Consider the following 26340-nt stretch of genomic DNA (forward strand, 5'->3'; position numbering starts at 1 on the left):
GGCGCAGGTCCGCTGCGCCACCCGAAGCTTTGCTTTCAGGCAGGCAAGCAGTTTCTCAGAACCCCAAGGTCAGCCGCACCGCTCCGCCCTTGTCGCTCGGCAAAGCGGCGTAGTTGCCTGGGTTGCGGCGCAGGAACAGGTTGCTGCTCAGGCTCCCGCCAAACACGGGCAAGGCATACCGCAGCTCGTAATCGACCTCGCGGCCCTGTGGCGCCAGGTTGATGAACCCCTTGTCCCAGGCGCTCACCGACATCGTCGCGTAATCCCAGTCGGCGGGGAGCGCGATGCCGATTCCGCCGCTGGCCACACGGAGCGGCTGGGCGATGCGCAGTCCGAAGCTGTCCGCGTCGGCGAAGAGCCCGTCCTTGCCGATATCCGCGGCGAACGCGCTGGTGCGGATCATGCCCCCGCCCTCGACGCCGTTGCGCAGCTTGGCCTTGGTCCGGCCCTGCCGCATCGAGCCGCCCAGCGACCAGCCCTCGCCCATCTCGTAACGCAGCCCGAGATCGACGAAATTGCTGTCCGCGCGCGCACCGCCCAGCCCGCCGCTGAACCGCGCGCCGAGCACCGTGTCGCGCTCGCTGAGCCGCGTGACCGACACGCCGACGCGCAGGTCGCCGAGTGCGCGGTCGAGCCCCAGCGTCGTGCGCCAATAGCCCGATCGCTGTGCATCCCAGCGCAGCGCCGCGAACTGCGTCTCGCGCCGGCTGAGCACCTGTCCCTGCTCCTGCGCGAGGCTCACGCCCCAGCGCCCGAGCGGGTGGCGCACCGCCACCGAGCCCTGCACATCGACGTCGAAACCCGCATCGCGCAGCGGATCGCGCGCGACGAGAAAGGCCGGATCGTCGCGTCCTGCCAGCCGCGCAGTGAGCGTATTACCCGTCTCCGACGCGCCGATCGCGAACTGCGCGGTGCTGCCGAGCTTGCCGCTCACCGTTGCGGCGAGCATCCGCGCGACATTGGCGTCGCGCGTACCGATGCCGAGCGGCTCGAGCCGCACCGTGTCGCGCGCCGGCACCAGCGAGACGGCGACGTTCAGGTCGCGCACCCCGGCCGAGAAGCTGCGCTGGCGCGTCGCCATCAGCGCAGGCAGGCGGCGGGCCGGTCCCTGGCGGACGATCGTCCGCGCCAGCTCGGTGGCGAAGGCACGGTCGAACGAATCGAGCACGACCGCGCCGAGCGCGCCCTGCCGGGCATCCCCCATCGGCAGCGACAGGGCGCCGTTGACCCCGCTCGAGACCACGCCGGTCGATCCCGCGAGCGAAGTCGTGCCCACCGGCTGGAAGGCACGCGTGAGGTCGATCACGCCGCGGCCATAGATCGCATCGATCCCCGCTTCGCCGGCGTCACGCGCCGTGGCGTAGAGCAGCTGGACGATCTGCGCGCCGGTGAGGTTGGGGAAAGCTTGGGCGAGCAGCGCCACCGCGCCCGCGATCTGCGGCGCCGAGAAGGACGTGCCCGACCAGAGCAGCGGCGTCGCGTTCTCGTCGGGGGCGCGCACGCGCTCGCCGACCGCGGCTAGAAAGGTGTTGGCGCCCGTGCCGGCGCGGTTGCTGAAGCTCGAGATCTGGTCGTTGGTGCCCACCGAGCCGGCGATGATCACCAGCCCGCGCGCACCTGCGCTGGCGGCAGCGCCCGCGGCGAAGGGATCGGGATTGACGCCCTCGGCCTTGGCACCGTCATTGCCCGCCGAGATCACGATGACGATCCCCGCCGCGGTCGCGTCGCTGATCGCGCGGAGCAGCCGGGCATTGGGCGCATCGCCGCCGAGCGAGATGTTGACCACGCGCGCGCCGCCGGTCCGCGCGGCGTCGAGCCCCGCGGCGATGGCGTTGTCGCCGAAGCTGCAGCCGCCATCGTCGCCGGTATCGGTGCAGGTGCCCGGCGTGTCGGCGCGCGCGACGATCAGCTGTGCGTCGAAGGCGACGCCGTGCGTGCCTACATCGTTGCGACGCCCCGCGATAGTGAAGGCGACCGCCGTGCCGTGCCCACCTTCGTCGTCGATGCTGGCATTGCCCGCAGCTGCGATCGAGGCGGCGGCGATTCGACAGCTTCCGGTTCCGACTCCGCCCGAACAGTCGCCAAACTCGGCGCTCTGCAGGTCGATGCCACTGTCGATCACCCCGACGCGAATGCCGGCGCCGGTGCCGCCGTGCGTATAAGCGGTGAGCGCATTCATTGAGATCGCGCCGATCGTCGCACGATATTCGGCGGTATCATAGTTCACCGTCGGCGTAGGGGCGGGACTCGGCGTGGGAGTTGGGACCGGCGCGGGAGTCGGTGTCGGCGTGGACACCGGCACAGGCGGCGGGGCGGGCGCCGGGATCGGCGCGGGACGGCTGCCGCCGCCGCTGCCACCGCCGCATGCGGCGAGCGCCAGCAGACCGCCGATCGCTACGCCCTGCATCAACCGCGCGTGGAATATTGCCCGCATATCGCCGATCCTGTTGGAAACTGCCCAATGGCACCGATAGTTTATGCAGCCATTCCGGGGCGTTAACGCTAATCTTCCCTGCCGCCTTGCGGGCATGGCGTCCACTCCGTAGAGCCCCGCTCCGATGCTTCCCGCGCTGGCCCATATCCGCAACTGGATCTTCGATCTGGACAACACGCTCTATCCGGTGAGCGCCAATCTCTTCCCTATGATAGACGCTCGGATCGGCGAATATGTGGAAACACTGCTGAAATGTGGACCTGAGGAAGCGCACCGCATCCAAAAGGGATATTTCCACGCGCACGGCACGACCCTGGCCGGCTTGATGTCGGAACATGGCACCGATCCGCACCATTATCTCGATTTCGTCCATGACGTGGACATGAGCCTGCTCGAGCGCAACGAGGCGTTGATCGAGGCGCTCGCGCGGCTTCCGGGGCGCAAGCTGGTCTTCACCAATGGCGACGCGCCCTACGCCACCAAGGTGCTCGACCGGCTCGGGCTGGCCGACACGTTCGAGGCGATCCACGACGTCCATGCGACGCAATACCGCCCAAAGCCCGATCCGCTCGCTTATCAGGGCCTGTGCGAGGCCTATGGCCTCGACCCTACGAAATCGCTGTTCGTCGACGACATGGCCCGCAACCTGAAGCCCGCCAAGGCGATCGGCATGGCGACGGTCTGGATCGACAACGGTTCCGAGCAGGGACCCGAGCAGGACCGCAGCTTCATCGACTATACCGTGACCGACCTCGGCCATTGGCTGCACGAAATATTGGAGGACTGACGTGACCGACCTCGCATCGACGATCGACGCCGCCTGGGAAGACCGGGCCAATCTTGGCGTCGACACGCAAGGCGCGGTGCGCGAGGCCGTGGCCGAGGCGCTCGACTTGCTCGATAGCGGTGCGGCGCGCGTCGCCGAACCCAGCGCGGACGGCTGGCAGGTCAACCAGTGGCTCAAAAAAGCCGTGCTGCTGAGCTTCCGGCTCAACGACAATGTCGTGATCGAGGGCCCCGGCGGCGCCAATTGGTTCGACAAGGTGCCGAGCAAGTTCGCCGGCTGGGACGAAGCGGCGTTCCGCGCGGCCGGCTTCCGCGCAGTGCCCGGATCCATCGTGCGGCGCGGCGCGCATATTGCCAAGGGCGCGGTGCTGATGCCGAGCTTCGTCAATATCGGTGCCTATGTCGGCGAAGGCACGATGGTCGACGGCTGGGCGACCGTGGGCAGCTGCGCGCAGATCGGCAAGAACGTCCACCTCTCGGGCGGCGTCGGCATCGGCGGGGTGCTTGAGCCGCTCCAGGCCGATCCCGTCATCATCGGCGACGGCGCGTTCATCGGCGCGCGCGCCGAGGTGGCCGAGGGCGTCCGCGTCGGCGAGGGTGCGGTGCTCTCGATGGGCGTGTATCTCGGCGCCTCGACCAAGATCATCGACCGCGCGACCGGCGAGGTCCATCGCGGGCAGGTGCCGCCTTATTCGGTGGTGGTGCCCGGCAGCATCGGCGGGGGCGAGGGCAAGCCGGCGCTGTACTGCGCGGTGATCGTCAAGACGGTCGACGCGCAGACGCGGAGCAAGACCGGGATCAACGAGTTGCTGCGGGACTGACCCGGAGACTGGATCGGCTTGGGAGGCAAGGGTGAAATCGTTCATCAGACGGTTGTTCGGCTGGGCAGGAGGCGGCGACTCTCGCGAGCTGCCGGCGGCGTCCGACCAGGGCGATACTGCGGACGATCCCATCGCGATGCTCCGCGACAAGATCCGCGCCGACATCGCGAACGGTTTTTACGACGAGGATGCGATCCTCACCAACCTTCCCGAATATTTCGACGACGAGATCGATCCGGCCCTGATACGCCGCGATGCGCCGCGCCTGCTGCGCGAAACGCTGGCAGAGCACGCCGCGCGCGAGGCCGAATGGCCGAAGGTGACCGACTGCGACCGGCTCGACGCCGCCTTCGCCGCGCTGGAGGCCGATGGCGTGATCGCGCGCCAGAATTTCACCTGCTGCGGCACCTGCGGATCCACCGAGATCTGGGACGAGATCCATACTGCCCAGGATGCGGGGCTCCCGGCGCGCGGCTACGCCTTTTACCATATGCAGGATACCGATAGCGCCGTGGAGGGGTCCGGTATCTATCTCGGCTATGGCGCATGCGAGGAAGGCGAGGAGGCAGCGCTGGCGATCGCCCGCGACATCATCGCCGAACTCGAATCGCAGGGACTTGCAACCCACTGGGACGGGAGCTGGAGCCAGCGGATCGGCGTGACGCTCGATTGGAAGAAGCGGCGCGGCGTGGCAACCGTCTGAGCTTCTGGGCTCTCTGGCGCCGCCTTCCACTGCGCCGTAATAGCGGTTCATGACCGAACCCATGACCTATGGGCGCTATCTCGCGCTCGACCAGCTTCTCGCCGCACAGCATCCGCTCTCGGATCTCGACGACGAGCTGCTGTTCATCATCATCCACCAGACTAAGGAGCTGTGGCTCAAGCAGGTCCTCGCCGAACTGCTGCCCGCCAAGGCGCTGGTCCGCGGGGGCCGGCTGATCGAGGCGTACAAGAATCTCGCGCGGATCAGCCGCATCCAGGCCGTGATGACGCTGAGCTGGGACGTGCTCGCGACGATGACGCCCTCCGACTATACTCGTTTTCGCGAAGTGCTGGGGCCGAGCTCGGGGTTCCAGTCGGACCAGTTCCGCGCCGTCGAGACCCTGCTCGGGGTGCGCGGCGGCGGCGTGCCGGGGCCGCTCAGCCAGCAATATGCCGCGGAGCCCAGTCTGTGGGACGACGCCAATGCCGCGCTCGCGGCAGCGGGGTTCGCGGTGCCGAACGAAGCGCTGGCGCGCGACTGGCCGCAGCCCTATGCGCCGAATCAGGGCGTCGAGGATGCCTGGGCCCAGGTCTATCGCGATCCGACGACGCATTGGGATCTCTATCAGTTCGCCGAGAAGCTGGTCGATATCGACGACGCGATGGCGACGTGGCGGCACAAGCACGTCCTCACCGTCAGCCGGGTGATCGGGATGAAGCAGGGGACCGGCGGCACGCCCGGCGTCCCGTATCTCGAATCGACGCTCAAGAAGCGCGCCTTCCCCGAACTCTGGTCGCTGCGGACGCAGCTGTGACGGCCAGCTACAAGCACCTGTTCCAGCGCGCGATCGCGGCGGCGCCCGAACGGCTGCACTTCGCGGCGCATTCGCACCATCTATGGCCCGACGCCTCGTATCTCGGCCAGCTCGCCGCCTGGGAAGACGGGGTGCGCCTCGCCGACCGCAAGTGGGAGCGGGTGATGGGCGAAATCTGGCCCGCGGCGCAGGGGCATGTCGCCGCCGAGCTGGGGCTGCCCGATCCCTCCACCGTCGTGTTCGCGCCAAATAGCCATGAACTGCTGCTTCGCATCGTCTCGGCCTTGCCTCGTCGGCCGCTGCGTATCCTGGCGACCGACGGCGAGTTCCACAGCTTCCGCCGGCAAAGCGTCCGCTGGGAAGAGGCGGGAACGGTGACGGTGGAGCGCGTGCCGCTGAACCGCATTGTCGAACGCGCATGCAGCGGGGACCACGACCTGGTGTTCGTTAGCCAAGTCCAGTTCGGCACCGGCCATGTCTTCGAGCAGGTGGCCGAACTCGCGGCACTCGCGCGGCCGGAGGGACCGTGGGTGGTGATCGACGGCTATCACGGCTTCATGGCGATGGAGACCGATCTCTCCGCCGTCGCCGACCGCGTCTTCTACCTCGCCGGTGGATACAAATATGCGATGGCGGGCGAGGGCTGTGCCTTCCTTCATGCCCCGCCCGGCTTCGGCTCGCGGCCCGAGATCACCGGCTGGTATGCCGAGTTCGACGACCTCTCCTTGCCTCCGGGGCGCGTCGGCTACGCACCCGACGCGCGGCGCTTCCTCGGCGCGACCTTCGATCCTTCGGGGATCTACCGCTTCGTCGCAGTGCGCGACATGCTGCGGCAGGAGGGGCTGCGCACCGCGGACATCGCGGCACATGCGGCGGAGCTGCGCGACGCGCTGTTGGCGCGGCTGCCGATCGAAGCGGAGTTGCTCAATCCGGGATCGCCGGCGCGGTTCGTGGCGTTGCGATCGCCGCACGCGGCGGCGTGGAAGGCGGCGCTGGAGGCGCAGGACGTGATCGTCGATGTTCGCGGCGACGTGCTGCGGATCGGTTTCGGGTTGTACCAGGATGCGCGCGACCTCGAAGGGCTGATCTGGACCCTAGAGCGACTGTAGGTGAGGGGTACGCGGCCCCGTCCTTCGCCGGAGCACGGATGCGCTAGTGCGCCCCGTCGACTCGTGGCACGCCAAGCCGCGGGATGTCGATCTTCGGACAGCGGTCCATCACCACTTTCAACCCTGCCGCCTCGGCCCGCGCTGCCGCCTCTTCGTTGATTACGCCGATCTGCAGCCATACCGACTTCGCCCCAGCCGCGATCGCTTCGTCCACGGCTTCACCCGCGGCGATCGAGCGGCGGAAGATATCGACCATGTCGATCGGTTCTCCGATCTGGCTCAGCTCGCGGAAGACGAATTCGCCGTGGATATGCTCGCCGGTGATCTGCGGGTTGACCGGGATCACGCGGTAGCCGCGGCTCTGGAGATAGGCCATCACGCCATAGCTCGGCCGATCGGGGCGATCCGACGCGCCGATCATTGCGATCGTCCGCGTCTCCTCGAGCAGTTCCTTGATATCCTCGTCGCGTGTCAGCGGCATGGTCAGCCTCCGTTTGCGGTCAGCCATCCGTCGAGCTGCGCCGCCAGGGAAGCGAACGTCTCCGCCTGCGGGCCGTTCCCCGCAGCCGGCGGCTCGCCGGCGTCCGAAGCGGTGCGGATCGCCAGCTCGAGCGGCACCCGGCCGAGGAAGGGCAACCCCATCTTCGCCGCCGCCGCCTCCGCGCCGCCGCTGCCGAACGGGTCCGAAACCTCCCCGCAATGCGGACAGACATAGCCCGCCATGTTCTCGATCACGCCGATGATCGGCACATCGACCTTGTTGAACAGGTCGATCGCGCGGGTAGCGTCGATCAGCGCGAGGTCCTGCGGGGTCGAGACGATCACCGCGCCCGCCGGCTTGTGCTTCTGGACCATCGTCAGCTGCAAGTCGCCGGTGCCCGGCGGCAGATCGAGGATCAGCAGCTCGGCATCCCCCCAATCGGCGTCGACCATCTGGCCGAGCGCGCCGCCCGCCATCGATCCGCGCCACGCGATCGCCTGCCCCTCGGGCACCAGCCCGCCCATCGACAGCAGCGGCACGCCGAATCGGGTCGGAACGGGGAGCAACGTCTTCTCGCGCGATTCGGGGCGAATGCCGTCGACGCCGAGCAGCCGAGTCTGCGACGGACCATAGATATCGGCATCGACCAGGCCGACGCGCCGCCCGCGCTTCGCCAGCGCGATTGCGAGATTCGCCGCGATGGTCGACTTGCCCACGCCGCCCTTGCCGCTCGCTACCGCGATCAGCCGCCGCGCGCGCCGCTCGCTGGTCAGCAGCACGCGAACTTCGCGCACCCCGGCCACGCCCTGCGCAACACGGCGGACATCGGCCTCGAGCTCCTCGCCCGCTGCCTTGCCGAGGCCAGTGACGTCGAGCACGATGCTCGCCCGTCCGTCTTCGATTCGGGCGCTGGCGCGGCCCGCCGCAATCGGCGCGAGCGCCGCTTTCAAGCTGTGGACATCATTCATTACGCGCCAGATAGGCGCACAATCGCTCCCTGCCACTGTAAATCCACGGATGCCGCCTTATAAAGGCAGGATGGTGAACCTATCGGGCTGGCGCGGACTGGCCGGCATCTTCAAGAACGAAGCTCCCAAGAGTCCGTGGGGCAGTGGCGGCGGAAGCGGCGGCTCCGGCAATGGCGGCGGCTCCGGTAACGGCAATGGCGGCGGTGGCGGCGGTGGCCCGCGCAATCCCTGGTCGTTCCCGCCCGACGGCAAGCGCCCCCGCCCCGGCGCGACCAGCCTGGACGAATTGCTCAAGCGCGCGCGCGGCGGCGGCGGCCCCGGCGTTCCGGGCCTGCCCAGCGGAACGCGGCTGTGGACGATGGTGATCGGCGCGCTGCTGCTGATCTGGGTGCTGTTCACCAGCATCCACCCGATCGGCCCGCGCGAGCGCGGCATCGTCACCACGCTAGGCAGCTATTCGACCACGCTGACGCCGGGCGTGCGCTTCACGCTGCCTGCACCGCTCCAATTGGTCGACGTCGTAGACGTCGCCAATATCCGCACCGAGAACTTCCCGACCGGCGGCGAAAATTTGATGCTGACCGGTGACCAGAACATCGTCGACCTGGCCTATTCGGTGCGCTGGGACATCCGCAGCGCGGTCGACTACAAATTCCAGATCGCCCGGCCCGAGGACACGGTGCGCGCTACCGCCGAAAGCGCGATGCGCGCCGTGGTCGCCACCACTACGCTCAACCAGGCGATCGGCCAGGGCCGCGCCGCGATCGAAGGGCAGGTTCAGGCTGCGATCCAGCAGATTCTCGACCAATATCATTCGGGCATCCGCATCCAGGGCGTCGCGATCCAGAAGGCCGCAGCACCCCAGGCCGTCGACGAGGACTTCAAGCAGGTCACCGCCGCGCAGCAGGAGGCGCAGGCCAACAAAAACAACGCCAATGCCTATGCCCAGCAGGTGCTCGCCGCCGCGCAGGGCGAGGCCGCCGAGTTCGACAAGATCTACGAACAGTACAAGGCGGCGCCCGAAGTGACGCGCCGCCGCATCTATTACGAGACGATGGAGCAGATCCTGTCCCGCACCAACAAGACGATCGTCGAAGCGCCCGGCGTGACGCCATACCTGCCCCTGCCCGCGATGCGCGGTGGCGGTAGCACGCCCGCGGCCGAGGCCCCTGCCCAGCCCCGCGCGCAAAGCGGAGGCGCGCAATGAGCGCCGCCTGGTTCCGTAGCCCGATCGGCGTGGCCATCGCCCTGATCGCTCTGCTCGTCGTGCTGATGAGCACGATTGCTATCGTCCCCGAGAGCAAGCAGGCGGTGATCCTGCGGCTCGAACAGCCCTATCGTACGATCAACGCGTACAAACCCAACGAGCAATATGGCCGCACCCAGGCGGGCCCGATCTTCCGCCTGCCGTTCATCGATCGCGTCGTCTGGGTCGACAAGCGCGTGCTCGATATCGACCTGCCCAACCAGCCGGTGCTGTCGACCGACCAGCTCCGCCTCGAAGTCGATGCCTATGCGCGGTTCCGCGTCGTCGATCCGCTGCGCATGGTAGTGACGGTGGGCTCGGAAGAGCGCGTCCGCGACCAGCTTCAGCCGTTGTTCGGATCGTCGCTGCGCAACGAGCTCGGCAAGCGCACCTCGGCGACGTTGCTCAGCCCCGAGCGCGGCGAAGTGATGGACAACATCCAGGATTCGCTCCAGCGCCTCGCCAGCCAATATGGCGTCGAGATCGTCGACGTCCGCATCAAGCAGACCGAGTTGCCGAGCGGTTCGCCGCTGGAAAGCGCGCTCAATCGCATGGCGACCGCGCGCCGCCAGGAAGCGGCGACGATCAAGGCGCAGGGCCTCAAGGAAGCGCAGATCATCCGCGCCACCGCCCAGGCGCAGGCCGCGCAGGTCTATGCCCAGGCGTTCAACAAGGATCCCGCCTTCTACGACTTCTTCCGCGCGATGCAGTCGTACCGGACGACGTTCCTCGCCCAGGGCGAGGGCAAGGGCGAGACCTCCGTGATCCTGTCGCCGCAGAACAGCTATCTGCGCGAATTCATGGGGCAACGATGACGCTGCACGCTCGTTCATATTCAATCGGCGTTCAGCAACTTCGCGTAACAAGCTGACCCGAACGCTATCCCGTCCTTCGAGAGGATTCGCCCACGTGCGTTACGTCTACGCCCTTACCACTGCCCTCGCCCTTGGCGGCGCCGCCACCGCGCTGACGCTCAACTATCCCGCCGGCGCGCAGACCGCGCAGAACGAGCCCGGCGCGATCCAGGCAAGCGCACCCAAGGCCGGCGCGCCAATGAGCTTCGCCGACATGGTGCAGAAGCTCCAGCCCGCGGTGGTCAACATCTCGACCACGCAGCGCATCACCGTCCAGCAACAGAACCCGTTCCAGGGCACGCCGTTCGAGATGTTCGGCCGCGGCCAGGGCGGGGGCGGCCCGGTCACGCGCCAGGCCGAATCGCTCGGCTCGGGCTTCCTGATCTCGGCCGATGGCTATGTCGTCACCAACAACCATGTCGTCACTGCTGGTACGCGCGGCGCGGTGGTCGAGACGATCACCGTCACGCTCAACGACCGCAAGGAATATAAGGCGCGCCTGATCGGACGCGATTCGTCGTCGGACCTCGCGGTCCTCAAGATCGAAGCCACCGGCCTGCCCTTCGTCCGCCTGGGCGATTCGAATCAGGCGCGAGTCGGCGATTGGGTGGTCGCGATCGGCAGCCCGTTCGGCCTGGGTGGATCGGTGACCGCAGGCATCGTCTCGGCACTGCACCGCTCGACCGTCGGCGGCGCGTTCGACCGCTTCATCCAGACCGACGCCTCGATCAACCGCGGCAATTCGGGTGGCCCGCTGTTCGATCTCAGTGGCAACGTCATCGGGATCAACTCGCAGATCCTGTCCCCCACCGGCGGCAATGTCGGCATCGGCTTCGCCATCCCGTCGACCGAAGCCAAGCCGATCCTCGATCGCCTGATGAAGGGCCAGACGATCCAGCGCGGCTACCTCGGCATCCAGATGCAGGATCTGACCGCCGATCTCGCCGATTCATTTGGGGTGCCCAAGGGCAACGGTACGATCGTCGCGCGCGTCGAGCCGGGTCAAGCCGCAGAAAAGGCCGGCATCCGCCAGGGCGACGTGATCGTTCGGGTCAACAACAAGGACGTCACGCCCGACCAGACGCTGAGCTACCTCGTCGCCAATGTCCCGCCTGGCACGCGCATCCCGGTCGAGCTGGTCCGCGACGGCAAGCGCCAGACGGTGACGCTCACCCTCGGCACGCGTCCGCCCGACGAGGAACTTGCCCAGCAGCAGTTCGACCTTGAGGACAATGATAGCAACCCGCAGGACAGCGAGACCATGGGTGCTGCCTCGCTCGGCATCGCCGTCACTCCGCTCACCCCGCAGATCGCGCGCCAGATCGGCGCCGATGCCAATGCGCAGGGCGTGGTGGTGCTCGGTGCGGATGCGAACAGCGACGCCGCCGGCAAGGGCCTGACCCGCGGCGACCTGATCACCACTGCCAACCGCACTCCTGTGCGCACCGCGGCGGACCTGGCGCGGATCGTCGCTCAGACCAAGAGCAGCGGCGGCAAGCAGGTGCTCCTGTTCGTCCAGCGCCGCGGCATGGGCCGCTATGTGACGGTGCAGATTCCGAACTGATCGATAGCCGTACCGGGCTGACCAATGCCCGTTTCTCCCCTAGAAGCGAACTCCGGTAGAGGAGTTCGGTGATGGCGGGAGAGACGGGCATTTTCTTGGGCAGCGCCGAGGGCGCCCGGCAGGAATTGGTGCTCCGCCGCGCCAATCGCCACGGGCTGATCGCCGGCGCGACCGGCACCGGCAAGACGGTGACCTTGCAGGCGCTGACCGAAGGCTTCTCCGCCGCGGGCGTGCCGGTGTTCGTCTCCGACGTGAAGGGCGACCTGTCGGGGCTCGGCATGGCCGGATCGCCCGTCGCCAAGACCCATGAGATCTTTGCCAGGCGAGCACAGGAGATCGGTGACGCGGACTGGCGCTATGGCGAGACCCCCGTCCAGCTCTGGGACCTGTTCGGCGCGGCGGGGCATCCGATCCGTGCCACCGTTTCGGAGATGGGCCCGCTGCTGCTTGCCCGGCTGCTCGACCTCAACGACACGCAGGAAGGCGTGCTCAACATCGCTTTCCACGTCGCCGACGAGGACGGCCTGCTGCTGCTCGACCTCGACGACCTCCAGGCGATGCTGGCGCATTGCGCCGAGCGTGCCAGCGAGCTCTCGACCAAGTTCGGCAATATCACCAAGGCGAGCGTCGGCACGATCCAGCGCCAGCTGCTCCAATTGCGCACCCAGGGCGGGAACAGCTTCTTCGGCGAGCCCGCGCTCGACATCGGCGAGTTCATCCGCACCGACGAGCGCGGCCGCGGCGTGGTCAACATCCTTGCCGCCGACAAATTGATGGCGTCGCCCCGGCTCTATGCCAGCTTCCTTTTGTGGATGCTCTCGGAGCTGTTCGAGATCCTTCCAGAGATCGGCGACCCCGACAAGCCGGTGCTCGTCTTCTTCTTCGACGAGGCGCACCTGCTGTTCGACGACGCCCCCAAGGCGCTGCTCGACAAGATTGAGCAGGTCGTGCGGCTGATCCGCTCGAAGGGCGTCGGCGTCTATTTCGTCACCCAGAACCCCATGGATATTCCCGAGGACGTCGCCGGCCAGCTCGGCAACCGCGTCCAGCACGCGCTACGCGCCTTCACGCCCAAGGACGCCAAGGCGGTGCGCTCGGCCGCCGAGACTTTCCGCCCCAATCCCAAGGTCGATGTCGCCCAGGCGATCACCGAGCTGAAAGTCGGCGAGGCACTGGTCTCGGTGCTTCAGGACGACGGCTCGCCCTCGCCGGTCGAGCGCACGCTGATCCGCGCACCGGGCACGCGAGTCGGCCCACTCACCCCCGACGAGCGCGCGACGCTGATCGCCACCGATGCGGTGGGCGACAAGTACGATACGCCAATCGACCGCGAATCCGCCGAGGAGATCCTTGCCGCGAAAGCCGACGAAGCGGCGTTCGCGGCCGCGGAGGCGCAGGCTGAGAATGACAGCGCGCGCTCCGAAGCGGCGCGCGAGAAGCAGCAGGCGCGCGTCGCCAAGGAAGCCGAGCGCACTCGCCTCGCCACCGAACGCGCCCAGGCGACCTCGCCCTGGGGCAAGATGGCGACCTCGGCCGGCCGCGCCGCCGCCTCGTCGCTCGGGCGGCAGGTCGCCAATGAAGTGGGCCGCGAGATGTTCGGCGGACGCGGGCGGCGCTCGCAGAGCCTGGGCGCGCAGCTGGTGCGCGGCGTACTCGGCGGGCTGTTCCGGGGCTGAAGGGGACGATTTTCCGGATCGACATACCTGACTGAATAGCCCGTTCTTCGGCGCTCGGCGGCCCCGGCCTTCATTGCCCCCGCCCGCCACTTGTGCCTAAGCTCGGTGAAACGTTTCCAAGGAGCGCCGAATGGCCACCGCCCCCCGCCCGCTTTCCGAACTGACGCTGCGCGGCGTCATTCTGGGGGCGCTGATCACCATCCTGTTCACGGCCGCCAACGTCTATGCCGGATTGAAAGTGGGTCTCACCTTCGCGACCTCGATCCCCGCAGCGGTGGTTTCGATGGCGGTGCTGCGGGTGTTCAAGGGCGACAACATCCTCGAGAACAACATCGTCCAGACGATCGCCAGCGCGGCGGGCACGCTGGCGGCGATCGTGTTCGTGCTGCCCGGGCTCATCATGGTCGGCTGGTGGTCGGGCTTCCCCTATTGGACCACGGTCGCGGTGTGCGCGACCGGCGGCATCCTCGGCGTGATGTTCTCGGTGCCGCTGCGCCGCGCGCTCGTCACCGGATCATCGCTGCCCTATCCCGAGGGCGTTGCGGCCGCCGAAGTGCTCAAGGTGGGCTCCAACTCGGCCGTTGGCGATGCCGAGAACAAGCGCGGGTTGCGCATCCTGATTCTCGGCTCGCTCTTCTCCGGGGCGTTCGCGCTGCTCGCCAAGATGAAGCTGGTGGGCGAGGAAGCCGGCAAGAACTTCGCGGTCGGCGGCACTGCCACCGGCTTTTCGACCAGTTGGTCGATGCTGCTGATCGGCGTGGGCCATCTCGTCGGGCTGTCGGTAGGCGCGGCGATGTTCTTCGGGATGCTGATCTCGTGGACCGTGCTTGTGCCGTATTTCGCGTCGTCGGGCGATTTCTCGGCGGGGATCGACGCGCTGGTCGGTGGCACCTTCCGCGGGCAGGTGCGCTTCATCGGCGCGGGCACGATCGGCGTCGCGGCGATCTGGTCGCTGCTCAAGATCATCGGGCCGATCGTCTCGGGGCTGCGCTCGGCGCTCGCCGCGTCGCGCGCGCGCAAGGGCGGCGAAGCGCTCGACATCACCGAGCGTGACTTGCCGATCGGCGTGGTCGCCTTGGTCTCGCTGCTCGTCCTCGCCCCGATCGCCTGGCTGCTCTGGGACTTCTCGACCGGCGGGCCGGTGCACGACTATCCCGTCGCGGTGATCGGCGGATCGCTGCTCTACATCCTCGTCGTCGGCGTACTGATCGCGGCGATCTGCGGCTATATGGCCGGGCTGATCGGCGCATCGAATTCGCCGGTCTCGGGCGTCGGCATCCTCGCCGTGCTCGGCGCGTCGCTGCTGCTGGTCGCGATCTTCGGGCATGAGGCCGATCCGACGCGGACCAACGCGCTGATCGCCTATGCGCTGTTCACCACGGCGATCGTCTTCTCGATCGCGACGATCTCGAACGACAATCTCCAGGACTTGAAAACCGGCCAGCTCGTCGGCGCCACCCCTTGGAAGCAGCAGGTCGCGCTGGTGATGGGGGTGATCTTCGGCAGCTTGGCGATCCCCTTGGTGCTCGATCTGCTCAAGGACACGCTCGGTTTCGTCGGCATGCCCGGGGCGGGGCCGAACGCGCTGGCGGCGCCCCAGGCGGCATTGATCTCTTCGATCGCCAAGGGCGTGCTGGGCGGCGATATCGACTGGGGGCTGATCGGGCTCGGCGCCGCGATCGGCGCGGCGGTGATCGCGCTCGACGAGACGCTAGGCAAGACCGGCAAGATGCGCCTGCCACCGCTCGCAGTGGGTATGGGGATCTACCTGCCGATGGCGCTAACCCTGCTGATCCCGGTCGGCGCCGTGATCGGCCATTTCTACAATCGCTGGGCCAAGCGCCGCGCCAATCCCGAATTCGCCGAGCGGATGGGCGTGCTCGCCGCCACCGGGCTGATCGTCGGCGAATCGCTGTTCGGAGTCGCCTATGCGGGCGTGCTCGCCTGGGCCAATCGCAACTCGCCGATCCCGCCCAACGATACGCCGCTCGCGGTGATGGGCGAGCGCTTCGAGCATGTCGCTTTGTGGATCGCGCCGTTGCTGTTCTTCGGGCTGATCGCGGTGGCCTATGCGACCACGCGGCGGCTGGTGCGCAGCGCTCCGCCCGCGAGCGAGCCGCCGGTGGACCAGGACATCGCCAATTATCGGTGAGACCCTGCGATTCCCCTCCCCGCCCTCAGGGAGGGGAACAGGAAATCAATCCATCTGATCGATCAGCGCCTTGATCGGCACGAAGGCGAACGCCACCGAGCTGTCAGCGACGCCATACGGGATGAACAGCTTCTCCCCATGGCGGATCGCGCCGCAGGTATAGACGACGTTGGGGACATAGCCTTCGCGGTCCTGGTCCGCCGCCGCGAGCAGCGGCTCCTTCGAACGCGCGAGCACCTTCGACGGATCGTTCTTGTCGAGCAGCGCCGCGCCGATCGAATATTTCCGCATCGCGCCGACGCCGTGGGTGAGCATCAGCCAGCCCTCGTCGACTTCGATCGGCGGCCCGCAATTGCCCATCTGGACGAGCTCCCAGGGATAATGCGGCTTGATCAGCAGCTCGCCGCCTTCCCAATGGGTGATGTCGTCGGAGGTGTGGAGGAAGATGTTCTCGCCGTCCTGCCGGCCGAGCATCATGTATTTGCCGTCGATCTTCCGGGGGAACAGCGCCATGCCCTTGTTGCGCGATGCGCCGCCGCTCATCGGCACGAGATCGATCGCGCGCCAGTCGCGCGTGCGCATCAGCTCGGACTGGATCACCGAGCCGTTATAGGCGGTGTAGGTGCCGATCCATTCCTCGCTGCCATCGTCATGGGTGAAGTGGCAGATGCGGAGGTCTTCCAGCCCGTTCGATTGCGCCTTGGTGATCGGAAAGATCACCGTGCCCGACAAGGTCGAGTCCCGGTGTCGATAGACCGTCACCGGCCCCTCAGGCATCTTGGACTCCTCTTCCTCGCGCGCATCGGCTGCGGTGGCGAAAGGGGGTTCCGGCGCGAGCACCAGTTCGTTCTTGTCGGTGATGATGCCCTCGCGGAACGACACCGACGAGATATGCCCCTCGCCCACCGCGCGCAGCGACATCAGGATGCGCATGCTGCCCTTGGGCATGCCGGTCTGGTCGTAATGCGGCACCGCGCTCGGGTTCATCAGCGCGGCGGCGGCATAGCTGTACTCGTGACAGAAATAGGCACCGAGCAACTGGCGCTTCTCGTCGCCGATCTTGCTCCCGTCGAGCTTGAGCATCGCCTCGATCTCGTCGTAGCGCGTCATGAACACGCGGCGCGTCTGCCAATGGCGCGCTTCGAAATCCTTGAGCACGATCTCGAGTTGCGCGCTTGCCTCACCCGGTGACATCGCCAGCACTTCCTGGACGATGCGCTCGGAACGGCTGGGGCCCGAGCCGTTATGCGCCCAGGCGATGTGAAACGGACGCACGACCACTCTGGAGGGATCGGCGCGAAGCCGCAGCGCGTGATTGACCAAGTCCTGCATTCGTACCCCGCTCGACCCTTCACGCCGGCGCGAAGGGTTCACGCGGCGGCGGTGCGGCGGGTGCTTGCCACGATTTCGGCAGGCTTTGAAAGTGCGGAAATGGCGCAATTCGCCAGTTGGAGCGCCAAAATCGACTCGGCGCCCTGATTCCGGTTCAAACCGCCCGGCATCAAACCGTCGAAACAGCCGCCGTCCTGCACGGTCGCAAGCGGGAGCTCGAGGTCGTTCGCCCCCAAATACCAGCGGTACGCCTTCATCGCCTCGTCATACCAGCGCTTGTCTGAAGTGACTTCATAGGCAGCGGCACATGCGTCGACGGTCGCCTGCGCCTCGAGCGGCTGCTGATCGAACTGCAGCGGCTCGGCATAGGGTCGGCCGAAGCTCTCGCTGCCGACGGCGCGGAAGCGGCCCTCGGGCGAGGTCTGCCGCCCAACGATCCAGTCGAGCGTCTGCAACCCGATATCGATGAAGTCCTGCCGCCCGAGCACCTTGCCCGCGCGCAGCAGCGCCTCGGGCAGCCGGGCATTGTCATAGGCAAGGACGATCTCGAACCACTGCCATTCGGGCCGGCGCGCCTGGTCGAGCAACGCGATCAGCTCCTCGCCATAGCGCGTCAGGATCGTGCGGGAGAGCGCGTGCCCCGGATGCGCCTCGATCATCGCCGCGGCACCGAGCATCGCAAAGGCGTGCGCGCGCGGCGCCATCAGCTCGAGCGCGACCGACGCCGTGGTGTCGAACAGCACCGAGGCCCAGTCGCGGTGCTTCTGCGCCCGCGCGTCGCGCGCCGTGACGCCGAGCGCCCAGATCGCGCGGCCGTTCGAATCCTCCGAGCCGACATCCTCGCACCAGGTGCGATCGAAGTTCATGAAGTTGCGGAAGCGGCGCTGGTCGGGGTTCCAGGCGTACTGGACAAACCCGCCATAGATCGTTGTCCACTTGTCGCGCACCGCCTCGTCGATCCCGTCGATCTTGCACATCAGGATCAGCGCGCGGGCATTGTCGTCGATGCAATAGCCGTGGCGGCGATCTGGCACCGAATAGATCGAATGCTGGAGCATGCCGGTCGAATCGCTCATCCGCTCGACTGCGGCGATATCGGGTTTGAGCGTCGCGAGCTCCACGGGCGCCGTCGCTAAACGGCGCGGCTGTGCTTCACGGATGGCATTGAGCTCGACCATCGCATTCTCGGCGAGACGCGACCAGATCATCGTGCGGCCGCGGGCATACGCGCGCTGCGCCAGCGCCAGCCGCTCGCCCTCGTCGGAAAGCAGCCGTTCGATCTCGCGCGCGAAGGCGGCGCTGTCGCCGAAATCGACGAGCACGCCATGATCGTCGGCAAGGATCTCGGTCGCGTGAACGTACGGGGTCGAGATCACCGGCTTGCCGACGCCGACCGCATAGGAAAGCGTGCCGGAGGTGATCTGGGCGGGGTTGTTATACGGCGTCACATAGAGGTCGGCCGCCTCGAGATAGTCGATCAGCTCGTCATACTCGACGAACGCGTCGATGAACTGGACGTTTGCGGCAACGCCCTTTTCTTCGGCAAGCGCCTTCAAGCGATCGCGATAGGCTTCGCCCTCATGCGCGACGAGATTCGGATGCGTCGCGCCCAGCACGACATACAGCGCGTTGGGGCGCGTCTGGACGACCTGGGGCAGCGCCGCGATCATCGTCTCGATGCCCTTGTTGGGCGCGAGCAGCCCGAAGGTGAGCACGACTTCGCGGCCTTCCCAGCCGAACGCCGTCTTGCGGCTGTCGGGATCGGCGAAGGCGCGATCGGGCACGCCGTGCGGGATCATCACGATGCTCTTGCCGTCGGCGCCGTGGACGCGCTTGAGGATGTCGCGGCCCTTTTCGGCCATCACGATGATCCGCGACGAGCGCTGGAGCAACGCCTCCATCACCCGGCGCTCATCGGCGCTCGGGCGCTCGAGCACGGTGTGGAGGGTGGTGATGACGGGGATCGACAGCCGGTCGAGCAAGGCGAGCAGGAAATCGCCCGCCGCGCCGCCATAGATGCCATATTCGTGCTGGACCCACAGCGCCTGGGCGCCGCTAGCCTCGATCGCGCGCGCCGCGTCGAGATACGCCGTGCGATCATCCTGCGGGATCGCGCGAGTCACCGCCTCGGGATAGTCGTACATCCCAGGATGATCGTCCATCGCGTACACGTCGACTCGAAGATCGGGATAGCGATCCTTGAGCGCGTTGTAGGTATCGGTGGTGTAGGTCGCGAGGCCGCATTTGCGCGGAAGAAAGTTGCCGATAAGCGCGAGGTGATCGATCCCCGGAGCCAACATGAAAGGCGCCATCTCTATTCCTTCGCTACTGCAACAATTGGGTCCGTCACGACCCCCTCGAAGCCTCCTCAACTCTTGCAAAGGAATATGGTTTCACTCTTGTTGCAATGCAACACAAATGAATCGGACGAGTCGAGCCGTAAATCTGGCGTTCAGCCTCGGCCGCGGTATCCGGGCACGTCCTGGGCAGGGATCCAGACGCCTGCGGGGGGATCGCCCGACTGCCAGAACACGTCGATCGGGATCCCGCCGCGCGGATACCAATATCCGCCGATCCGGAGCCATTCGGGCTGCATCTCGGCGAACAGCCGCTCCCCGATCCCGACGGTGCAATCCTCGTGGAAGGCGCCGTGGTTGCGGAAAGAGCCGAGGAACAGCTTGAGCGCCTTCGATTCGACGATCGTCGCGCGCGGGACATAGTCGATCACCAGATGCGCGAAATCGGGCTGGCCGGTGATCGGGCAGAGCGAGGTGAATTCGGGCGCGGCGAAGCGGATCATGTAGCGGCTGCCGGGCCGGGGATTGGCGACGTAGTCGAGTTCCGCTTCTTCGGGCGACGCGGGGAGGACGGAGTTCTGTCCGAGATGCTTGGCTTTCATCGCCGCCATGTAGTGGTTTGCGCCGCGCTTTGCATCCTTTAGGAGCATGGCGATGGACGGACTCGTAACGACGCAGTGGCTGACGGATGCCCTAGGCTCCGACGGCCTGGTGGTGCTCGACGCAACCTACACCTCGACGATCCCCGGATCGGCGAAACAGCATCCGCCGGCCGAATATGCCGCGGGTCACATCCCCGGCGCGCTGCTGCTCGATCTCGACACGCTGGTGGATGCCGCTGACCCGCTGCCTTCGATGCTGCCGCCGCGCGACTTGTTCGAGGCGCGGATGGCCGAGCTCGGCATCACCGCCGGCAGCCGGATCGTGCTCTACGACACCAGCCCGCACCGCACGTCGTGCCGCGCCTGGTGGGTGCTCGGCCGCTTCGGGCTCGAGGCCGCGCTGCTCGACGGCGGGATGGCCAAATGGAAGGCCGAAGGCCGGCCGCTCGAAACCGACACCCCTTCGCCCATCCGCGCGGCATTCGAGGCCGGGATGCCGCGCACCCAGGTGCGCAGCCTCGCCGAGATGCAGGCGACCGACGAGCAGATCGTCGACGCGCGCTCGACGGCGCGCTTCACCGGCGACGAAGCCGATCCGCGCCAGGAAGTCGCGGCCGGCCATATTCCGGGATCGAAGAACATTCCTTATGGTCGCTTCTTCGAGGCCGACGGCACGTGGAAGGCGCCCGACGCGCTGCGTGCCGAATTCGAGCGCGTGGAGATCGATCTCGACAAGCCGCTGGTCGCGACCTGTGGATCGGGGATCACCGCGAGCGTCGTCGCCTTCGCCGCGCATCTGCTCGGCCGCGACGTGCCGGTCTATGACGGAAGCTGGACCGAATGGGGCGCGCAGCCCGACACCGCCAAGGCGCTGGGCCCGGCATGAGCGACGAGAAGGACGCGACCAAGATCGTCCAGGCCGGACGCCGGCCCGAATGGACCCAGGGCATCGTCAACCCGCCGGTATGGCGCGCCTCGACGATCCTCTACGATTCGGTCGCCGAGTTGCGCGCGCGCGGCGCGGCCGACACGCATCACAAATTGTTCTACGGCCGCCGCGGCACGCCGACCCAATGGTCGCTTGCCGAAGCGCTGACCGAACTCGAGCCCGGCGCCGAGGCGACCCTGCTCTACCCCTCGGGCGTCGCCGCGGTGGCGTCGGCGCTGCTCGCAGTGCTCTCGCCCGGCGACGAGTTGCTCGTTCCCGACAGCGCCTATGATCCCACCCGCGGCTTCGCCAACGGGTTGCTCCGGAAGATCGGCGTCACCACGATCTATTACGATCCGACGATCGGCGCCGGGATCGCCGCGCTCTGCACCGATCGCACCAAGGCGATCTTCCTCGAAAGCCCCGGCAGCCTGACCTTCGAAGTGCAGGACCTGCCCGCGATCGTCGCGGTCGCCAAGGCACGCGGGATCGTCACCCTGCTCGACAATACTTGGGCGACGCCGCTGCTGCTTCCCGCGATTGCGCTGGGGATCGACTATTCGATCCTCGCCTGCACCAAGTACGTCGTCGGCCATTCGGACGTGATGCTCGGCTCGGTCACCGCCGCGCAGGGCAAGTACGAGCCGCTACGCGCGATATCGTACCAGCTCGGCCAGACCGGCAGCCCCGACGATGCCTGGCTCGGCGCGCGCGGGCTGCGCACGATGGCGGTGCGGCTGGAGCAGCACGGCAGGTCCGCGCTCAAGATCGCGCAGTGGCTGCGCACCCGCCCCGAGGTCGCCCGCGTGCTCCACCCGGCGCTGCCCGAATGCCCCGGCCACGAATATTTCGTCCGCGACTTCCGCGGCGCATCCGGGCTGTTCTCGTTCGTGCTGAACGGCGGGTCGGACGCGGCGCGCGCCGCGCTGATCGACGGGCTCGCGCATTTCGGCATCGGCTTCAGCTGGGGTGGCTATGAGAGCCTCGCGCTGCCGGTAGATCCGCAACGCCACCGTACCGCGAAGAAATGGGAAGCCGAGGGGCCGGTGATCCGGCTCCAGATCGGGCTCGAGGATGCCGACGACCTGATCGCCGACCTCGATGCCGGGCTCGCGCGCTTCGCCCAGGCGCGCGGCTGATGGAGCGGCTCGCGGCCTGGCTGGCGGGACACAACCTGCCCGGGACCGCGGAGATCACCGAAGCCGCGTTCGCCGCCGGGCTGGTTGCGCTGGCGCTCGTCCTCGGCTGGCTCGCCGGGCGGCATATCGGCACGCGGATCGCCACCGCCTGGGCCGAGCATCTCAACGGCAGTGCCGACACCTTCCAGCTGCGCGTCTGCGCGCTGGTCCGCTGGGGCACCGCGACGATCCTGCTCGCGATGGTCGCGGTCGGCTGGCCGTGGCTGCCGCTCGGCACGCTGGTCACCGGACTCGCCGAGGCCTTCGCGATGGCGATGCTGGCCTCGACCGTGCTGCGCGCGCTCAACCTGGCGCGCTGGGCGGCCTGGACGCTCGCGGCGCTCGCCTTCTTCCTCGTGCTCAGCCACGCGATCGGCGGGTTCGCGGTGGTCGAGGCGACGTTCGACCGGGTCGGCATCCAGGTTGGCTCGCGCCGCTTCTCCTTGCTCTCGGCCTTCACCTTCGGGATCACGGTGCTGCTGCTGTTCGCCGGCGTGCGCGTTGTCAATCGCGTGCTCAGCCATTCGATCGGCAAGGCGCGCGGGTTCGACGCCACCCAGAAGCTGCTCGTCCAGAAGCTCGCCGCGATCGCGGTGGTGGTGCTCGCCTTCTTCGTCGGCGTCGACCTGCTCCAGGTCGATCTGACCGCGTTCGCGGTGTTCTCGGGCGCGTTCGGCCTGGCGATCGGCTTCGGGCTGCAGAAGACGATCGGTAATCTGATCGCCGGGATCATCCTGCTGATGGACCGATCGATCAAGCCGGGCGACGTCATCGTGGTGGGCGACAGCTTCGGTTGGGTGAACAAGATTGGCGTGCGCGCGGTCAGCGTAATCACCCGCGACGGCAAGGAGCATCTGATTCCCAACGAGAATCTGATGACCCAGGAGGTCGAGAACTGGAGCTACACCGATCGCAACGTCCGCGTCCGCATCCCGGTGACGGTCGCCTATGACTGCGACCTGGAACTTGCCCAGGAACTGATGCTGCGCGCCGCCGAGGAGAGCCCGCGGGTGCTCGCCAACCCGAAGACCAATGTCTGGCTGATGGCGTTCGGCGAAAAGGGCGTCGAGCACGAGATCCTCGCCTGGATCAGCGATCCCGAGAGCGGCGTGGGCAATGTCCGCAGCGACGTGCTCAACCGGCTGTGGTTGCTGTTCAAGGAGCATGGCATCGTCATCCCCTATCCGGTGCGCGACGTGCGCGTGCGGGAGTGGCCGGGGCAACCGCCAGGCGCGTTGTAGGATTTGCCCGGCTTAACTTCGCACTTTGCGCATTTATTCATTCCATACGTTGCGCGAACACGTAATTTCGTTGCGCCGAGCGATCGTATGAGTTTGACAAGTTCAAAGAACGAATAGTGAACATATCAGATCAGCGCGCTGTAGGAAAGTCCCCCTCCCGCGTGCGCCAGTTCGCGCCTATCTTGGCGGCGTGAATTCACAGCCGATTTCCGCTCGCATCGCCGATGGCGTCGCCTCGATCCCCTCGTCGCAGTGGGACGCGTGTGCAGGATCTGGCAATCCGTTCGTCGGCCATGGCTTCCTGTCGATCCTCGAACGCTCGGGATCGGCCACTGCGCGCGCAGGGTGGCAGCCGCTGCCGATCGTGATCGATGGGGCCGACGGCCGCCCCGCCGGCATCGTGCCCGCTTATGTGAAGGCGCACAGCCAGGGCGAATATGTCTTCGACCATGGCTGGGCCGACGCCTGGGAGCAGGCGGGCGGAAGCTATTATCCCAAGCTCCAGATCGCCGTGCCGTTCACGCCGGTGCCGGGGCCGCGGCTGCTGTTGCGCGATTCCGCACTGGCGGCCCCGCTGATCGCAGCGATCGAGGCCGTGACCGACCAGAACGAACTCTCCTCGGCGCATGTCACCTTCGTCGACGAGGGCCAGCTGCCGTATTTCGAGGCGGCGGGCTGGCTGGTGCGCGCGGGGACGCAGTTCCACTGGCAGAACCAGGGCTATGCCAGGTTCGACGACTTCCTCGCCGCGCTCGCCAGCCGCAAGCGCAAGGCAATCCGCAAGGAGCGCGCCGCGGCAGTGGAAGGGCTAACGATCCGCCATTTGACCGGCGCCGAGATCACCGAGGCGCATTGGGATGCGTTCTGGAGGTTCTACCAGGACACGGGATCGCGCAAATGGGGGCAGCCCTATCTGACCCGCGCATTCTTCACGCTGCTCGGGCACGAGATGGCCGACCGGGTGCTGCTGATCCTCGCCGAGCGCGATGGCGTCCCGATCGCGGGCGCGCTCAACCTGATCGGCGAGGATGCGCTGTACGGCCGCTATTGGGGCGCCACCGAGGAGGTGCCCTTCCTCCATTTCGAGCTCTGTTATTACCAGGCGATCGACGCCGCGATCGCGCGCGGGCTGGCGCGGGTCGAGGCGGGCGCGCAGGGCGAGCACAAGCTCGCGCGCGGCTATGCCCCGGTGACGACGTGGTCGGCGCACTACATCCCCAACCCCGGCTTCCGTCGCGCAGTGGCGGACTTCCTGGCACGCGAGCGCGAGGCGGTCGAGCGCGAGCAGGAATGGCTCGGCGAGATGATGCCGTTCAGGCGCGAGGGGTGACAGATTGATCCTCCCCCGGAGGGGGAGGTGGCAGGCGCAGCCTGACGGAGGGGTACTCTCCGCGGGCGACGTCGCTTGTGGAGACTACCCCTCCACCGCTTCGCGGTCCCCCTCCCCCTCCGGGGGAGGAATTAAGGTAGCATCGGCGAAGGCGAAGCCTCGGGCTCGGGCAGGTTGCTGTTGAACTGGCGCCCGTCGTTGAGGATCAGGTCGCGCTCCCATTTCGGCAGCGGCAGCTCGCCCGGCCGGATCACCGGGGCGGGGATGCTGTGATCGACGCGGTAGAGTCCGGAATTGCTGTGATCGTCGGTATAGACCGGCACCAGCCCCTGGAGGAACTTGTCGGGGAATTCGGGCGGGCGGAGCAGCCAGACATAGTCGAACGCATCGCGCGGGAAGCGCGACAAGGCCCAGGGCACCGGCCGCCACCATTCGCGCGGGCACTGGACGTCGGTGACGATCTGCGACGGATCGTGCGCGAAGCGCTTGGCCGCATCGTAGCGCACCGTCAGCAGCTGCGCGCCGGGCATCGACCATTGATCGTTGGTGTAGGCGAGCTTGCGTTCGAGCGCGAGCGCAGGAACGTGCTGGAGGCGCGTCATCTTCCATTCGTTGTAGCACGTCTCGCCGACGAAGCTGATGAGGCGCGCGCCCTCGGGCAGATGCTCGAGCGCCTTCAGCTCGCGGTCGTACGACTTGTCGTAGAGGAAGAAACTCCACGTCGTCGCGGCCATCCGCGCGCCGAAGAACGCCATGCCGATCGCCGCCACCGTCGCCGCGCCGCGCATCGACAGGCCGGGCTTGGGGCGGATCGCGATGATCCCGATCGCCAGCAGGAACGGCACCAGCCGCATATCGGCATAGGCCGATCCGAACACGATCCGCGGCAACAGGACATAGACCGCCGCGAGGAACAGGAACGAGAGGCCGAGGTTGCGCGAATATTGCAGGTTCGGGTCGCGGATCGCCTTGAACAGCAGCAGGAACAGCACGCCGACCGATGCGATGTCGAACAGCTGCCAACGGTCGCGGAACACCTGGGTGATCCACAACATCTTGGCGCGCCAGTTGAACCAGTCCGCGGTCTGCCCGGTGACGTGCCCGCCGCTGCGCCAGGCGAGCATCAGCAGCACCGGCGGCGCGAGCGACAGGCACTGGATCCCCGCCTTGAACCAGGGCAGCACCCAGGACTGGACGAAATCCTGCCCGCGATGCTTGTCGTGCTGGCGAATCAGCTCTGCCGAGAAGGCGAGCACGCCGAGCACGCCCCAGCCAAAGGTATGCGTGATCCAGATCAGCACGGAGATCGGCAGGAACACGATGCTGCGAAACTGGAACTTGCCCAGCCGCGCCAGCCGCAGCCACCAGCCGAAGCCGAGCAGCGCCAGCCCCATCGACAGCGCGAAATTGACGAAGCCGAAATGGAACGGGAAGGCATAGGCCAGCGGTAGCGCGAACAGCGCGCTCGCCGGAATGCGGCCATGGACCTCGCGCGCGATCATCAGCAGGCCGGCGACGGTGGTCGCGGGGATCGCCATCACGATCAGCTTGACCGCAAGCTCGAGCCCGAAGACCTTGGACAAGGGGATGACGAGCAGGTCGACCCCCAGATTGCCCATCAGGCTCCAGTTGAAATTATACCATTGGTGGAGATGCGGATACTGGTCATAGACCAATTGGACGCGATAGCGCCCCATATGCCCGGGCAAGTCGACCAGCGGAGGGATATCGGGCCACAGCAACGGCACGATCGCCAGGAACGTGGCAAATGCCACGAACCATCGTGTCTGCCACCAATGCAGCCTTTCGCCCCTGTTCATCGGC

At 67.2% G+C, this 26340-nt stretch carries 21 protein-coding genes; 14 read left to right on the forward strand and 7 right to left on the reverse strand.

Features of this window, described 5'->3' with window-relative positions; genetic code table 11:
- Nucleotides 1–55: 55 nt before the first annotated feature.
- A complete protein-coding gene (locus RZN05_RS12080) occupies nucleotides 56–2434 on the reverse strand; it encodes a S8 family peptidase (RefSeq protein ID WP_317226854.1) in 2379 nt (792 codons plus the stop codon).
- 124 nt (nucleotides 2435–2558) lie between these two features.
- Here RZN05_RS12080 and RZN05_RS12085 point away from each other — a divergent pair, with 124 nt between their 5' ends.
- The 5 genes from RZN05_RS12085 to RZN05_RS12105 are packed head-to-tail and all read left to right on the forward strand — an operon-like array spanning nucleotide 2559 to nucleotide 6667.
- Nucleotides 2559–3221, forward strand: a complete 663-nt coding sequence (locus RZN05_RS12085) for a pyrimidine 5'-nucleotidase (protein ID WP_317226855.1) — start codon at nucleotides 2559–2561, stop codon at nucleotides 3219–3221.
- 1 nt (nucleotide 3222) lies between these two features.
- Complete coding sequence (dapD, locus tag RZN05_RS12090; protein WP_317226856.1) at nucleotides 3223–4041, forward strand: 2,3,4,5-tetrahydropyridine-2,6-dicarboxylate N-succinyltransferase; 819 nt, start codon at nucleotides 3223–3225, stop codon at nucleotides 4039–4041.
- Between the two features lie 31 nt (nucleotides 4042–4072).
- Nucleotides 4073–4744 (forward strand): DUF6891 domain-containing protein, encoded by a 672-nt coding sequence (locus RZN05_RS12095; protein WP_317226857.1) that lies wholly within the window; start codon nucleotides 4073–4075, stop codon nucleotides 4742–4744.
- A 49-nt stretch (nucleotides 4745–4793) separates the two neighbouring features.
- Nucleotides 4794–5558, forward strand: coding sequence for a tryptophan 2,3-dioxygenase (locus RZN05_RS12100; RefSeq protein ID WP_317226858.1), 765 nt, complete (start codon nucleotides 4794–4796; stop codon nucleotides 5556–5558).
- The gene (locus RZN05_RS12105; protein ID WP_317226859.1) at nucleotides 5555–6667 is read left to right on the forward strand and encodes an aminotransferase class V-fold PLP-dependent enzyme; all 1113 of its coding nucleotides are present in this window, start codon (nucleotides 5555–5557) and stop codon (nucleotides 6665–6667) included. Before RZN05_RS12100 ends, RZN05_RS12105 begins: the two co-directional genes overlap by 4 nt.
- Before the next feature lie 43 nt (nucleotides 6668–6710).
- Here the strand turns inward: RZN05_RS12105 and RZN05_RS12110 are convergent, their stop codons facing one another.
- Both RZN05_RS12110 and RZN05_RS12115 read right to left on the reverse strand, forming a co-directional pair.
- Entirely contained in the window at nucleotides 6711–7148 is a 438-nt protein-coding gene (locus RZN05_RS12110; RefSeq protein ID WP_317226860.1) for a CoA-binding protein, read from the reverse strand.
- A gap of 2 nt (nucleotides 7149–7150) precedes the next feature.
- The gene (locus tag RZN05_RS12115) at nucleotides 7151–8116 is read right to left on the reverse strand and encodes an Mrp/NBP35 family ATP-binding protein (protein WP_317226861.1); all 966 of its coding nucleotides are present in this window, start codon (nucleotides 8114–8116) and stop codon (nucleotides 7151–7153) included.
- 70 nt (nucleotides 8117–8186) lie between these two features.
- Here RZN05_RS12115 and hflK point away from each other — a divergent pair, with 70 nt between their 5' ends.
- From hflK to RZN05_RS12140, 5 genes are all read left to right on the forward strand, one after another.
- On the forward strand, nucleotides 8187–9323 hold the full coding sequence (gene hflK, locus RZN05_RS12120) for a protease modulator HflK (RefSeq protein WP_317226862.1): 1137 nt from the start codon (nucleotides 8187–8189) through the stop codon (nucleotides 9321–9323).
- The gene (hflC, locus tag RZN05_RS12125; RefSeq protein ID WP_317226863.1) at nucleotides 9320–10177 is read left to right on the forward strand and encodes a protease modulator HflC; all 858 of its coding nucleotides are present in this window, start codon (nucleotides 9320–9322) and stop codon (nucleotides 10175–10177) included. Before hflK ends, hflC begins: the two co-directional genes overlap by 4 nt.
- 94 nt (nucleotides 10178–10271) lie before the next feature.
- Nucleotides 10272–11780: a Do family serine endopeptidase gene (locus tag RZN05_RS12130; protein ID WP_317226864.1), complete on the forward strand. Its 1509-nt coding sequence runs from the start codon at nucleotides 10272–10274 to the stop codon at nucleotides 11778–11780.
- Between the two features lie 71 nt (nucleotides 11781–11851).
- A complete protein-coding gene (locus RZN05_RS12135; protein WP_317226865.1) occupies nucleotides 11852–13456 on the forward strand; it encodes a helicase HerA-like domain-containing protein in 1605 nt (534 codons plus the stop codon).
- Nucleotides 13457–13586: 130 nt separating this feature from the next.
- Nucleotides 13587–15608 (forward strand): OPT family oligopeptide transporter, encoded by a 2022-nt coding sequence (locus tag RZN05_RS12140; RefSeq protein ID WP_317226866.1) that lies wholly within the window; start codon nucleotides 13587–13589, stop codon nucleotides 15606–15608.
- A gap of 45 nt (nucleotides 15609–15653) precedes the next feature.
- On the opposite strand, the gene RZN05_RS12145 is transcribed toward RZN05_RS12140, so the two are convergent.
- From RZN05_RS12145 to queF, 3 genes are all read right to left on the reverse strand, one after another.
- Complete coding sequence (locus RZN05_RS12145) at nucleotides 15654–16940, reverse strand: glycoside hydrolase family 130 protein (protein ID WP_317226867.1); 1287 nt, start codon at nucleotides 16938–16940, stop codon at nucleotides 15654–15656.
- Between the two features lie 38 nt (nucleotides 16941–16978).
- Entirely contained in the window at nucleotides 16979–19252 is a 2274-nt protein-coding gene (locus tag RZN05_RS12150; RefSeq protein WP_317226868.1) for a glycosyltransferase family 4 protein, read from the reverse strand.
- Nucleotides 19253–19392: 140 nt separating this feature from the next.
- Nucleotides 19393–19839: a preQ(1) synthase gene (gene queF, locus RZN05_RS12155; protein WP_317226869.1), complete on the reverse strand. Its 447-nt coding sequence runs from the start codon at nucleotides 19837–19839 to the stop codon at nucleotides 19393–19395.
- A 52-nt stretch (nucleotides 19840–19891) separates the two neighbouring features.
- Here queF and RZN05_RS12160 point away from each other — a divergent pair, with 52 nt between their 5' ends.
- The 4 genes from RZN05_RS12160 (at nucleotide 19892) to RZN05_RS12175 (ending at nucleotide 24516) form a co-directional block, all read left to right on the forward strand.
- Nucleotides 19892–20725, forward strand: a complete 834-nt coding sequence (locus RZN05_RS12160; RefSeq protein ID WP_317226870.1) for a sulfurtransferase — start codon at nucleotides 19892–19894, stop codon at nucleotides 20723–20725.
- On the forward strand, nucleotides 20722–21906 hold the full coding sequence (gene metC / locus RZN05_RS12165; RefSeq protein WP_317226871.1) for a cystathionine beta-lyase: 1185 nt from the start codon (nucleotides 20722–20724) through the stop codon (nucleotides 21904–21906). Before RZN05_RS12160 ends, metC begins: the two co-directional genes overlap by 4 nt.
- Complete coding sequence (locus RZN05_RS12170; RefSeq protein WP_317226872.1) at nucleotides 21906–23186, forward strand: mechanosensitive ion channel family protein; 1281 nt, start codon at nucleotides 21906–21908, stop codon at nucleotides 23184–23186. The genes metC and RZN05_RS12170 overlap by 1 nt, the downstream gene beginning before the upstream one ends.
- A gap of 190 nt (nucleotides 23187–23376) precedes the next feature.
- Nucleotides 23377–24516 (forward strand): GNAT family N-acetyltransferase, encoded by a 1140-nt coding sequence (locus tag RZN05_RS12175; protein ID WP_317226873.1) that lies wholly within the window; start codon nucleotides 23377–23379, stop codon nucleotides 24514–24516.
- A gap of 131 nt (nucleotides 24517–24647) precedes the next feature.
- Here the strand turns inward: RZN05_RS12175 and RZN05_RS12180 are convergent, their stop codons facing one another.
- Nucleotides 24648–26336 (reverse strand): hypothetical protein, encoded by a 1689-nt coding sequence (locus tag RZN05_RS12180; RefSeq protein ID WP_317226874.1) that lies wholly within the window; start codon nucleotides 26334–26336, stop codon nucleotides 24648–24650.
- Nucleotides 26337–26340: the final 4 nt, after the last annotated feature.

This window comes from Sphingomonas sp. HF-S4 (genome assembly GCF_032911445.1).
GTDB classification, from domain to species: Bacteria; Pseudomonadota; Alphaproteobacteria; order Sphingomonadales; family Sphingomonadaceae; genus Sphingomonas; species Sphingomonas agrestis.